The 12,211-nt window shown below is 70.9% G+C and carries 10 protein-coding genes, 1 other RNA gene and 1 pseudogene; 8 read left to right on the top strand and 4 right to left on the bottom strand.

Annotated features, from left to right (window positions below):
• Positions 1 to 12: 12 nt before the first annotated feature.
• Positions 13 to 1,533, top strand: coding sequence for a bifunctional RNase H/acid phosphatase (locus ACFVXA_RS26440; RefSeq protein ID WP_390026947.1), 1,521 nt, complete (start codon positions 13 to 15; stop codon positions 1,531 to 1,533).
• Between the two features lie 120 nt (positions 1,534 to 1,653).
• Here ACFVXA_RS26440 and eda read toward each other — a convergent pair whose 3' ends face one another.
• Both eda and yaaA read right to left on the bottom strand, forming a co-directional pair.
• Complete coding sequence (gene eda, locus ACFVXA_RS26435; protein ID WP_362029021.1) at positions 1,654 to 2,304, bottom strand: bifunctional 4-hydroxy-2-oxoglutarate aldolase/2-dehydro-3-deoxy-phosphogluconate aldolase; 651 nt, start codon at positions 2,302 to 2,304, stop codon at positions 1,654 to 1,656.
• Positions 2,305 to 2,511: 207 nt separating this feature from the next.
• A complete protein-coding gene (gene yaaA / locus ACFVXA_RS26430; protein ID WP_390026944.1) occupies positions 2,512 to 3,312 on the bottom strand; it encodes a peroxide stress protein YaaA in 801 nt (266 codons plus the stop codon).
• A 333-nt stretch (positions 3,313 to 3,645) separates the two neighbouring features.
• Between yaaA and ACFVXA_RS26425 the strand changes: the two genes are divergently transcribed.
• The 5 genes and pseudogenes from ACFVXA_RS26425 to rnpB all read left to right on the top strand — a co-directional run bounded on the left by ACFVXA_RS26425 (position 3,646) and on the right by rnpB (position 8,127).
• Positions 3,646 to 5,076, top strand: a complete 1,431-nt coding sequence (locus tag ACFVXA_RS26425; protein ID WP_390026942.1) for an RNB domain-containing ribonuclease — start codon at positions 3,646 to 3,648, stop codon at positions 5,074 to 5,076.
• 128 nt (positions 5,077 to 5,204) lie between these two features.
• The gene (locus ACFVXA_RS26420) at positions 5,205 to 5,783 is read left to right on the top strand and encodes a Uma2 family endonuclease (protein ID WP_383909009.1); all 579 of its coding nucleotides are present in this window, start codon (positions 5,205 to 5,207) and stop codon (positions 5,781 to 5,783) included.
• A 130-nt stretch (positions 5,784 to 5,913) separates the two neighbouring features.
• Positions 5,914 to 6,744 carry an AraC family ligand binding domain-containing protein gene (locus ACFVXA_RS26415; RefSeq protein ID WP_390026939.1) on the top strand — a complete coding sequence of 277 codons (831 nt, stop codon included), beginning with the start codon at positions 5,914 to 5,916 and terminating at the stop codon, positions 6,742 to 6,744.
• A 49-nt stretch (positions 6,745 to 6,793) separates the two neighbouring features.
• Positions 6,794 to 7,573, top strand: a pseudogene (locus ACFVXA_RS26410) (DMT family transporter); the annotation flags it as partial.
• Positions 7,574 to 7,721: 148 nt separating this feature from the next.
• Positions 7,722 to 8,127, top strand: an RNA gene (gene rnpB / locus ACFVXA_RS26405) — RNase P RNA component class A.
• Positions 8,128 to 8,149: 22 nt separating this feature from the next.
• On the opposite strand, the gene ACFVXA_RS26400 is transcribed toward rnpB, so the two are convergent.
• On the bottom strand, positions 8,150 to 8,608 hold the full coding sequence (locus ACFVXA_RS26400) for an ATP-binding protein (protein WP_390026937.1): 459 nt from the start codon (positions 8,606 to 8,608) through the stop codon (positions 8,150 to 8,152).
• Between the two features lie 136 nt (positions 8,609 to 8,744).
• Between ACFVXA_RS26400 and ACFVXA_RS26395 the strand changes: the two genes are divergently transcribed.
• Positions 8,745 to 9,602, top strand: a complete 858-nt coding sequence (locus ACFVXA_RS26395; protein ID WP_390026934.1) for a Scr1 family TA system antitoxin-like transcriptional regulator — start codon at positions 8,745 to 8,747, stop codon at positions 9,600 to 9,602.
• The gene (locus ACFVXA_RS26390; RefSeq protein WP_390026932.1) at positions 9,599 to 9,796 is read left to right on the top strand and encodes a DUF397 domain-containing protein; all 198 of its coding nucleotides are present in this window, start codon (positions 9,599 to 9,601) and stop codon (positions 9,794 to 9,796) included. The genes ACFVXA_RS26395 and ACFVXA_RS26390 overlap by 4 nt, the downstream gene beginning before the upstream one ends.
• A gap of 244 nt (positions 9,797 to 10,040) precedes the next feature.
• Here the strand turns inward: ACFVXA_RS26390 and ACFVXA_RS26385 are convergent, their stop codons facing one another.
• Positions 10,041 to 11,945, bottom strand: coding sequence for a DNA/RNA helicase domain-containing protein (locus ACFVXA_RS26385; RefSeq protein WP_390026930.1), 1,905 nt, complete (start codon positions 11,943 to 11,945; stop codon positions 10,041 to 10,043).
• Positions 11,946 to 12,211 lie beyond the last annotated feature (266 nt).

The raw sequence follows: 12,211 nt of genomic DNA, 5'->3' as shown, positions 1-12,211 counted from the left end.
GGGGCTTGACGCGTGCGGGAGTTCATCGTCGAGGCCGACGGCGGTTCCCGGGGCAACCCGGGGCCCGCGGGCTACGGCTCCGTGGTCATCGACGCGGCCAGCGGGGAGACGCTGGTGGAGCGCGCCGAGTACATCGGCATCGCCACCAACAACGTCGCGGAGTACCGGGGCCTGGTGGCGGGCCTGCGCGCCGCCAACGAACTGGACCCGACCGCCTCGGTCCGGGTCCGTATGGACTCCAAGCTCGTCGTCGAGCAGATGTCCGGCCGCTGGAAGATCAAGCACCCGGACATGAAGCCCCTGGCCGCCGAAGCCGCGCGGATCTTCCCGCCCGCGCAGGTCACCTACGAGTGGATCCCCCGCGAGCAGAACAAGCACGCGGACCGGTTGGCCAACGAGGCGATGGATGCGGGGAAGCGCGGGGAGCAGTGGTCAGCGTCGGCGGAGCTGGACGCGAGGGCCGCGCGGTCGGCGCGGTCGGCGCGGTCGGCCGCGCCGGAGCCGTCCGGCCCGCCGGGGGACGCGACGGCTGGCGCGGCGAAGGCTCGCGCGGCACTGGCAGCGTCGGGTTCGGGAGCGCCCCTCAAGGGGCGCGGGGAACTGCGCGACGAGCCCCACACAGCCCGCAGTCTGACGACTTCCGGCCCCGGCTCGTCCTTGTCACCCGGCGCCACAGCCGCGAAGGCCGAAGCAGATGCGCGGGCCGCGCGGAACGTGGCGGCAGGGGCGACTGGAGCGACCCCGGCAGCCGGGGCTGGATCGAGCCCGGCAGCCGGGGCAAGCGGGGTTGGATCGAGCCCGGCAGCCGGGGCAACCGGGGTTGGATCGACCCCGGCAGCCGGGGCAACCGGGGCTGGATCGAGCCCGGCAACGGGCCCGACCGTCGGCTGGGGCGCGGCCCCCGACCTCGGCGCCCCCGCCACCTTCGTCCTCCTCCGCCACGGCGAGACCCTTCTGACCCCCCAGAAGCGATTCTCGGGCAGCGGAGGCAGCGACCCGGCGCTGTCGGACGTGGGCCGGGAACAAGCGGAACGGGTCGCCGCGGCGCTCGCCGCACGCGGCACCATCCAGGCGATCGTGGCGTCCCCGCTGACCCGCACCCGGGAGACCGCGGGGGCCGTCGCCGCCCGCCTCGGGCTCGACGTCGTCATCGAGGACGGGCTGCGCGAGACGGACTTCGGCGCCTGGGAAGGGCTGACGTTCGCCGAGGTGCGGGAGCGCTACCCCGACGACCTGAACGCCTGGCTCGCCTCGCCGAAGGCCGAACCGACTGGCGGCGGCGAGAGCTTCGCGGCCACCGCCCGCCGTATCGCCGCCACCCGCGACAAGCTGGTCGCGGCGTACGCGGGCCGCACCGTCCTGCTCGTCAGCCATGTCACCCCGATCAAGACCTTTGTGCGCCTCGCCCTCGGGGCCCCGCCGGAGTCCCTGTTCCGCATGGAGCTGTCCGCGGCCTCGCTCTCGGCGGTGGCCTACTACGCGGACGGCAACGCGAGCGTCCGCCTGTTCAACGACACCTCTCACCTCCGCTGAGGCGGTCGCCACCGCGTGGCGGTGCGCTGTGCGCCGGCGCAGCAACTCCCGCGCGTAGGGCGGGAGTTGTACGAGGCATTCCGCGCTAGTGCGAGAGTGGCGTGGCGTCCGGCAAGGTCGTCATCCGCGCGGCCTGAGCGCGGCCGCCTCGCGCGCGAGGCTCTCGACCCGCGCCCAGTCCCGCGCCGCGATCGCGTCCGCCGGGAGCATCCAACTCCCGCCCACACAGCCGACGTTGGGGAGAGCCAGATACTCCGGCGCGACGCCTGGGCCGATGCCGCCCGTTGGGCAGAACCGTGCCTGGGGGAGCGGTCCCGCGAGCGACTTCAGATACGCCGTGCCCCCCGCCGCCTGCGCCGGGAAGAACTTCATCTCGCGCACCCCGCGCTCCAGCAGCGTCACGACCTCCGACGTGGTGGACACCCCCGGCAGGAACGGCACCCCGGACGCTTGCATGGCTTCGAGCAGTACGTCCGTCCAGCCCGGGCTGACCAGGAAGCGGGCGCCGGCCGCCACCGACTCCGTCACCTGCGCCGGCGTGAGGACCGTACCCGCGCCGACCACCGCGTCCGGCACCTCCGCCGCGATCGCCCGGATCGCGGCCGACGCGGCCGGGGTCCGCAGCGTCACCTCGATCGCGGGCAGCCCGCCCGCGACCAGGGCCCGCGCCAGCGGTACGGCGTCGGCGGCGTCCGTGACCACGACGACGGGGACCACGGGGGCGAGGTCCAGCACGGAGGCAGGCGGGGACGAGGGCAGGGGCGAAGTCATACGCCTCATCCTGCCCGCGGTGTGCAGCATGCGCAAAGGTCGTTGCGCATGCTGCAATGGCGGCGCTTGGCTGTGCGGTGTGCCCGTGCCCCTTGCCCACAGGCAACTGGCCAGCAGCGAGTGGCCAGTAGCCGCCAGCTGCTGGTCACTGGTCACTAGAGGATCGGCCACCGTCGAGCCGCGCTCGCGGCCCGCCCGAAGGCGTCGTCAGTGAATCTCCGTCACCACCACGTCCAGCGCCCACGGCCTGCCCGCCCTGCCGGGCGCCTCCGCCTCCACCACGTACCCGAGGTCCCGCAGCGCCTCCACCAGTTCAGCCGGGCTCTTCGGCGCCGCGCCCGCGGTGAGCAGGCTGCGCACGATCTTGCCCTTGGTCGCCTTGTTGAAGTGGCTGACGACGGAGCGCTTCTCGATCCCGTTCACGATCTGGGAGTGCAGCACCCGCACGCTCGCCGTCCGCCCCGCGACCTCGCCCTTCGGCTTCCATGCCGACGCGTACGCCGAGGACCGCAGGTCCAGTACGAGTCCGTCGCCGGCCGCCTCGGGCAGCGCGGTGGCCATCGGCGTACGCCAGTGCGCGCCCAGCGCCCCGAGCCCGGGCAGCTTCACCCCCATCGAGCAGCGGTACGAGGGGATCCGGTCGGTCACCCGGACGGCGCCCCACAGCCCCGAGAACACGAGCAGCGAGCGCCCCGCCCGTCGCTTCGCCGCCGTGTCCAGGGAGGCCAGGTCCAGGGCGTCGTACAGGACACCCGTGTAGATCTCCCCGGCCGGGCGGGCGCCCGCCGTCCGCAGCTCGGTGTTCTTGGCGACCTCGCCCCGCAGGCCCTCGCTCAGTCCAAGCAACTCGCGGGCCTTGTCCTCGTCGGCCGCGCACAGCTCGACCAGCTCGTCGAGGACCGCCTGGCGCGTCCCGGTGAGACCGGGCAGGGACAGCGACTCCAGCTTCACGGGGGCGCCGCGGCCGGAAGAGGCCTTGCCTTCGGACGGCGGCAGCAGCACGAGCACGGTGGATCTCCTTCATGGTGGGGTCGGCCCGGCGCCAGCCTAAGGGGTGCCGCCGGGCCGACCGGCCCTGTCCCCGGGCTCCGCCCCCGCCCCCTCCGCTGCGACCGGCTCCCGGTTTGAACCCTTGTGCTGACCGGTACCGCAGGGGTGCTGCCCGGTACCGGAGCTGTGCTGCCCGGTACCGGAGTCGTGCGGGTTGGTGGCCGGAGGTGCGGGGCGGCGTCCGGAGCTGTCCGGAGTGGTAGCTGAAGTCGCCGAAGTCCCCGAAGCCGCCGAAGCCGGCCGCTGTCGTCCCGGAGTGCCGCCCGCAGGACGGCGATCTACGCTCGACCCATGCCTCGCCGTCACCTCCGCGTCACGGGCGCAGCCGAGGCCCCCTTGCGGGCCGCCCTCCGCGCGCTGCGGACCGAGCTGGGCGTGTCCGAGAGCTTCCCGCCCGACGTCCTCGCCGAGGCCGCGCGGCCACCCCGCCTGCCCTCCTACGACGCGACGGACATCCCCCTCTTCACCATCGACCCCCCGACCTCCACCGACCTCGACCAGGCGATGCACCTGTCGCGGCGCCCCGGCGGCTACCGCGTCCGCTACGCCATCGCCGACGTCGCCGCCTTCGTCGCACCTGGCGGTGCCCTGGACGCCGAGGCCCACCGCCGCGTGACGACCCTCTACTTCCCCGACGAGAAGATCCCCCTCCACCCGACGCGCCTTTCCGAAGGCACCGCCAGCCTGCTCCCCGACCAGACCTGCCCGGCGGTGCTGTGGACGATCGACCTCGACACGGACGGCCGTACGCAGGCGACCGACGTACGCCGTGCCCTCGTCCGCAGCCGCGCCAAGCTCGACTACGCGCACGTGCAGCGGCAGATCGACGAGGGGACGGCGGAGGAGCCGCTGGTCCTCCTCAAGGACATCGGCGAGGCGCGTGAACGACTGGAGGTCGAGCGGGGCGGTATCTCCCTCAACGTGCCCGAGCAGGAGATCGTGGAGCGGGACGGGACGTACGAACTGGTGTACCGCGCCCCGCTCCCCGCCGACGCCTGGAACGCACAGATCTCCCTGCTCACGGGCATGGCGGCGGCCGAGCTGATGATCGCGCACGGCACCGGAGTGCTGCGCACCCTCCCCGCCGCCCCCGACGGCGCGGTCGGCCGCCTCCGCCGTACGGCCAAGGCCCTGCGCATCAACTGGCCGCACCATGTCTCGTACGCGGAGCTCATCCGAGCCCTCGACCCGCACTGGCCGCACCACGCCGCCTTCCTGCAGGAGTGCACGACGCTGCTGCGCGGCGCGGGCTACACGGTGTTCCGGGACGGGGTCCTCCCGGAGGTCACCTCCCACGCCGCCGTGGCCGCGCCCTACGCGCACTGCACGGCGCCGCTGCGCCGCCTCGCCGACCGCTACGCCTCGGAGATCTGCCTCGCCGCCGTCGCCGGCGAGGCACCACCCGAGTGGGTGCTCGCCGCCCTCGACGGCCTCCCCAAGGAGATGGCCGACGGCAGCCGGCGCGCGGGCACCGTCGAGCGCGAGTGCGTCGACATCGTGGAGGCCGCGCTGCTCAAGGACCGGGTCGGCGACCTCTTCGAGGCCTGCGTGGTCGACGTACAGGAGCATGAACCCACCGTGGGAACCGTCCAGTTGGAGTCCCCGGCGGTCTTCGCCCGCATCACGGGAGGCACGACCCCCCTCCCCCTGGGCGAGCGCCTACGGGTCCGCCTCACCCAGGCGGACCCGGCATCGGCGAAGGTGCAGTTCGCCCCCGCGTGAGTGCCCGGCGGGCCGACCCTGACGGCGCCCTTGATCGTGTGCCACGATCGAGGGAACAGTTCCCGATCTCATGGACGGGTGATCCCCCGATGTCCCAGCCTGGCGATCGACCGAAGGAGGGGCGTGACATGACTGCCATGGCACACGAGCCGCTCACGCAGGCGGAGGTCCTGCTGGAGGGCTTTCTCGCCCTGGACACCCCGGAGGGTTTCCGGGCGGAACTGATCGAGGGGGAGATCGTCGTGACGCCGCCGCCGGACGGGGACCACGAGGACTACATCGGCCTGATCGTGAACCAGGTGATCAGGCGGTCCACGACCGACATGCAGTTCTCCGGGAACAAGGGTCTGAAACTGAAGAGCGGGGGCGCCTGCCCGAAGAACCACGCGATCCCGGACGGCACTTTCGCCCCCCAGGAGCTGCGTCTCTTCCGAGGCGCCGACTCCTGGATGCCCTGTGACGGCGTCGCCATGGTCCTTGAGGTCACATCCACCAGGCCGGGGGCCGACCGAGAGGCGAAGCGCCGCTGCTACGCCCGCGGCGGCATCCCGCTCTACCTGCTCATCGACCGCGATGCCTCCTCACTGACACTCTTCAGCGACCCCGAGAAGGACGACTACCGGCAGCTCTGCACGCTCCCCTTCGGCAAGTCACTCGCCCTCCCGGAACCGTTCGCCTTCGACCTGGACACGACAGACTTCCTCTGAAACGCCCTCGCCCCCACAAAACCCCCTCGCCGCCCCCACCCGACCGGCGCCGACACCCGGCCGCGGCATGGAATCGGGCTACGTGGGCGTTGCACTCCTGAGAGGTCCCGAGAGACCGGGGGAGGCGACCGTGAACGCGACCGTACGGGAAGAGGCCCGATGGACCCGGGCCACCCTCGGCCGGGACGGCCGGCCTCTCGACCTGCTGACCGCCCGCTTCGACCGCCATCGCTACGCACCGCACGCACACGACGAGTTCACGATCGGCGTCTGCGTCGGCGGCTCCGAGATCATCGACTACCGCGGCGGCCGCATCCACACCGGCCCCGGCTCGATCGTCGTCCTGGCCCCGGGCGAGATGCACACCGGTGGCCCGGCCGCCTCCGACGGCTACGCCTACCGGGCCCTGTACGCCGAGCCCTCCCTGCTCACGGAAGGCACCCTCGGCGGCCTCCCGCACTTCCGCGACCCCGTCCTCGACGACCCCGAACTGGCCGCCGCCCTGCGAGCGGCGCACACCGAACTCAGCCGCTGCCCCGACCCGTTGGAAGCCGAGTCCCGTCTCCCCTGGCTGCTCACGGCCCTGGCCTGCCGCCACTCCACGGCTCGCCCGGCGTGCGACACGGTCCCGGGAGCGGCCCACATAGCCCACGCCGTACGCGACCGCCTGGCCGACGAACTCCAGGCGCCCCCTTCCCTCGCCTCCCTCGCCACCGACTTCGGCCTGTCCCGCTACCAACTCCTGCGCGCCTTCCGTACGGCGATGGGGATACCGCCGTACGCCTGGCTGGCCCAGCACCGGGTGCACCGGGCCCGGGGGCTGCTGGAGTCCGGGCTGCGACCGGCGGAGGTGGCGACGCTCGTGGGCTTCGCGGACCAAGCCCACCTCACCCGCTGGTTCCGACGGGTGCTGGGGGTGACCCCGGCGGCGTATCGCGCGAGCGTGTCCCCGTCGTCGTAGCGCAACAGCGTTCAAGACCCGGTACGCCGACGCGTCCGAAACTGCCCCCATGACTGCACGTGGCTGGTTCCTGTTCTCCCTGATGGGAGTGGTCTGGGGGATCCCCTACCTGATGATCAAGGTGGCGGTGGACGGCGTGTCCCCGTCGGTGGTGGTGTTCACGCGCTGCGCGGTCGGCGCCGCACTGCTGCTCCCCTTCGCGGTACGCCAAGGCGGCCTGACCCGGACCGTACGGACCCACTGGCGCCCCATGCTGGCCTTCGCCGGCATCGAGATCATGGTCCCGTGGTGGACCCTGACGGACGCCGAACGCCATCTCTCCAGCTCGACCGCGGGCCTGCTGATCGCGGGCGTGCCGATCGTCGGCGTGGCCGCGGCCCGCCTGTTCGGCGACACGGAACGGCTCGGTGCCCGCCGCATGACGGGCCTGGCCCTCGGCCTGTCCGGCGTCGCGGTCCTCACCGTCCCGCACCTGACCGGCGGCGACGCCCGCTCCCTGGCCGAGGTCCTGCTGACGGTCGTCGGCTACGCGACGGCACCGGTGATAGCGGCGCGCCACCTGAAAGACGTACCGACACTCCAGCTCACGGCCCCGTGCCTGACCCTGGCGGCGCTGGTCTACGCCCCCGCGGCGGCGGCCACCTGGCCGGACGAGATCCCGTCCGGACAGGTCCTGGCCTCCCTCGCGGGTCTCGGCGTCATCTGCACGGCGGTCGCCTTCGTGGCCTTCCTGGAACTGATCAAGGAGGCGGGCCCGGCGCGGGCGACGGTGATCACGTACGTCAACCCGGCCGTCGCGGTGGCGGCGGGCGCCGTCTTCCTGGACGAACGTCTGACCCCCGGCGTCCTCGCGGCCTTCGCCCTCATCCTGGCGGGCTCGGTCCTGGCGACGGCGAGTGCGACTACGACTGTGACTGCCACGCCGACGGCCGGACCGAGGCGGCCCGCACGCCCGGTACCATGGTCGACACGGCAGACGAGCCGGGCGGACGGCCGCGTGGAGGCCCTTGTGGACCTCCCCGAGGAACGTCCGGGCTCCACAGGGCAAGGTGGTGGCTAACGGCCACCCGGGGTGACCCGCGGGACAGTGCCACAGAAAGCAAACCGCCGGGGATTTCGGTCCCCGGTAAGGGTGAAACGGTGGTGTAAGAGACCACCAGCGCCTGAGGTGACTCAGGCGGCTAGGTAAACCCCACCTGGAGCAAGGTCAAGAGGAGCCGCTGTAAAAGGCGGCTCTGCGCGGACGTTCGAGGGCTGCCCGCCCGAGTCCGCGGGTAGACCGCACGAGGCCGACGGCAACGTCGGTCCTAGATGGATGGCCGTCTCCCGGCCGACCGCGAGGTCGACCGGCGACAGAACCCGGCGTACAGCCCGACTCGTCTGCCATTGGGGCTCCGAACAGGTCTTATGACCTGGTCGGGGCCTTTTCCCGTGCGGAAGCAGTGAGCACAAGGCGGGGAAGACCGATCTCCGCCCACACGACCTTGCCGGATGGTGGCCATGGCTCAGTGCCCCACCGGGCTGTCAGGGCGTCGACGAGGAGCAGCCCCCGCCCCGTCTCGTCGGCGGTACGACGGGCCAGGGGCCGGCGGTCGCCTCGCGGGTCGGCCACTTCGATACGGAGCGTGTCCGTGGCCCCGACAGCGAGCGTGAGCCGGAACCCACGCCCCTTCACACGCCCGTGCACGACCGCGTTCGCCGCCAACTCGGCGACGACCAGCGCCGCGGACTCGCTCGCCTCGCAGCTGGGCGGCCAGCCCCACTCGTCGAGTTGCTGCACAGTCAGCAGCCGCGCCAGGCGAGCGCCGCGAAGCGTGGCGCTGAGGAGTTGGGTGAAGTGCCGGGTGGAGATTTCTGACTTCATGTCACTGAGCGTGGCCGCCTCGCTCTACCCTGACCAGGGAATCCTTCGGTACGCAGGGTGTGTGTACCGGTACGGACGGTGTCCTGTATGGGGTGTCGGCCGTGACCTGGTGCGGGACGGCAGGGCGGGTGTGGGGATGACGGTCACGGAGTCGCAGGAGACGTACGACGAGGGTGAGCAGTCCAGCGACCTGAACCGTGCGATCGGCAAGCAGGTCAAGGTACTTCGGGAGCGGGCCGGGCTCACACAGAAGGAGCTGGGGGACCGGCTCGGCTACAGCGAGGACCTGGTCTCCTCGCTGGAGCGGGGGAGACGGACGCCGCAGAGGGAGTTCCTGGAGGCGGCGGATGAACTGCTGGATGCCGGTGGGCTGTTGACGGCCACGATCGAGGACGTGGAGAAGGCCAAGGCGCGGGGGAGGGTTCGGCATCCGGCTTGGTTTCGGGACTACGCGCGGCTGGAAGCGAGTGCGGTTGAGATCAACTTCTTCAGTACCCTCGCGCCGCCCGGATTGTTGCAGACCGAGGATTTCATCCGGACCCTGTTGAACGGTCGACAGCCGCTGTTGTCTGAGGAGACCATCGAGCAGCGGGTGGTCTCTCGGCTCGCGCGCCAGGAGATCCTGACGCGGTGGCCGCTGCCCATGGTGACGGCTGTCATCGACGAGTCTGTGCTGAGGCGCAAGCTCGGTGGACGCAGGGTGCGACAAGGGCAGTTGGAGCACCTGCTGAAGTTTGGTCGCCTGCGCAACATCACCCTGCAAGTGCTGCCGCTTGACTGCGAGGAGAACTCCGGGGTGGACGGCCCGTTCGTGCTGCTGACGCCCAAGGGAAAGCAGCAGGTTGCCTACCTGGAAGTGCAAGGCGTCGGCCAGTTGATCATGGACCCCGAGCAAGTGCGTATCCTGGCCGCGCGCTACGGAAGCATTCGTGGGCAGGCCCTTACCCCGCGTGAGTCCTTCGCCCTGATGCAGGAACTGTTGGGAGAGCCATGAGCACTGACGAAACCTCGCCCGAACTCGCCTGGTTCAAGAGCAGCTACAGCGGCGCGGAGGGCGGCGAATGCCTCGAGGTCGCCGCAACCCCAGGCGCCGTCCACATTCGAGACTCCAAGGATCCCGCCCGCGCCCAACTTGCTTTCCGGCCCTCGAAGTGGGCCGCGTTCGCGGACTTCGCGGCCGGACTTTGACGTACAACGGGGGGTTACGAGCGAGCAGTTCGTAAACCCTCCGTATGCCAACAGGTCAGCCGACAGGTCAGCCGAGTACGAACAGTTGAGGCACACCGTGCGTTCGCCGCGCGGCACGGGACGCGGTCACGGCTCCGGAGTCGCGTGCGCATGTCAACGCCAACCAGGCCGGTGGTTCGCTCGCAGTGTCAACCGCTCCGGGATTGGTGGAGGCTTCGGACCCTGCTACTTCGCGCACGAGGCACTACGTGCGGCCGTACGCGAGTGCCGGCGCCTCGACCCCCGACTCCGGGTGAATGAGCGACCGCAGCTTCTCGCGAGTCTCCGGGTCCGTCGAGTAGACGATCGTGCCGACCATGCCTCGCGTCAGTAGCACCTTGTAGGTGTTGCGGATGAGCCGGTCGATGTCCGCGTCCGGTGTCGCCTTCGTGAACGACGGGTCCTTTGACGCCGACCGGTCCACGACCCAGCGGTCCGTTCGCCACACCAGGTCGGGGCCGATGATCACGCCGGACCAGTCGTACTCGAAGCCCTGGGCGGTGTAGACGCAGCCGACCTGGCCGAAACCGGCCGGATCGGTGGCCCACAGGGGTGCGGGTGGTGCCCCGAGCAGGGAACGGTCGCCGTACACGTTCCAGGGGCGGGCCCACTGGCCGATGACGACGTCCGCGGGCAGCGCCGCCATGTCCGGGGTGACCTTGGTGGTCCACTTCCAGCAGTAACCGGCCGACATTCGGGCGCCGTAGTTCTCCTCGCGGCGCGCGACGAGGAAGTCCTCCAGCTCCTGGGGACTTCCGGCGGTCAGCAGCTCGAACTTGCCGTCCGGCTCCCACTGGCCGGGCGTGCCGCCTTCCAGGCCGAGCAGGTCGACGACCCACTTCTCGTACGCATCGCTGCCGCCGCACCGGAACTGGCTGTCCAGCTCCACCACCGTGCAGTCGAGGCCCTGTTCGGCGGCGGCCCGCTGGATCTGCTCCTTGGTCCCCATTTCGCCGGGCCGCACCACCTGGTGCTGGTCGAGCAGGAATACCGGTACTCGAGCCGCGTCGATCAGCTCGGCCACCTGGGGCCGGCCCGTGCGCAGCTCCGCCTTGGTGTAGCGGTTGGCGGAGGTCTTTCGGAGGCGGTGGGCCTCGTCGCAGATCAGTACGTCGAGGTCGTTCGGCTCTGCGTCCATGAAGCTGTTGAAGTACTTGAACAGCTGCTGGACTTCGCGCTTCTTGGCCCCTGCGACCCTGCGCATCGTCTTGGTGAACGACTGCGAACCGGTCGCGTGCAGGGTGGGCACCCCGCGCCGGTACAGCTCGCCCAGCAGCGACATCGCGATCACGCTCTTGCCGGAGCCGGGACCGCCGGTCACCACGATCACGTGCTTGTGGTTCGACCGCTTGGCCTTGCGTACGGCGGACATCACCTTCTCGTAGGCGACCCGCTGCTCGGCGATGAGTACGAACTGCTCGCGGTCGCGGATCTCGGCGGCCGCGACCGCCATCAGCTGCTTGGAGGGGCGGATCTTGGCGTCGCACAGTAGGTCCGCCGCCTCCGCTCCGGGCTTCGCGGCGAGCCGCGAGCGCAGGAAGTTCAGGAAGGCGCCGCGTTGTTCGCCGGTGTACAAGCGGCCGTGCTGGTCCTCGGTGACAGTGCGCAGACCGGCGACCCCGAACTCGGTCGCGTTGTGCAGGAAAGCCACACCGGCCAGCGACCTGGGCATTCGCTCCAGGGCCCCGTTGAACGACAGCAGGTACTCGCAGTAGCCCCGCACCTGTTCGATGGGGTTGAGGACCGGCTGCGCGTACGCGTCGATCCGGCACAGCAGCGGCTCGTCCTCCTCCGGGTAGGCCGCGCTCCACTGCTTCAACTCCACGACGACGTACGACGGCTCACCCGTCGTCGGGTGCACGCCGGCGAGTACGGCGTCCGCGCGCTTGCTGGTGAGGGGCAGGCTGTACTCGACCAGGACTTCGACGTCGTCGAGACCGGCCTCGATGAGGGCGTTGACGAGTGCGGGGAGGCTGCGCTCCCAGGAGCGTATCTCCGCCTGTGCGGGCTTCCGGCCGTGCTGGTGACGGAAGTTCTCGGTCAGATGCAGCGCCAGCGACCCTTCGAGGATGCGGGCGGCCACGGACGCCGCGGACTCACGGAACAGCAAGAAAATGCCCCCAGGCAGCACGAAGAAGACTCGTGCGGGTGGGGGCATGTCCTCCGATGTCCGCGCGCAGGCGGATCAGGAAGCCCGTCGGGCCGCTGAGATGGTTCTCGCCATCCTAGGTGAGTGTGTGGATCACGAGGAGGGGATGGGCGCGGTTTGGCTCTGCTCGGCTGAGGGCGTCAGCAGCCTCCATGGATGCTTCAAACCGGCGCTGGTCCGAAAAGTGCAACCTCGCCTGACTGCATGCGTTTTGCGGCTGGCAAGTC

This window comes from Streptomyces sp. NPDC058246 (assembly GCF_042881985.1).
GTDB lineage: Bacteria > Actinomycetota > Actinomycetes > Streptomycetales > Streptomycetaceae > Streptomyces.
The sequence above is the reverse complement of the archived record's forward strand: the minus strand, read 5'-3'. Positions and strand labels throughout refer to the sequence as shown.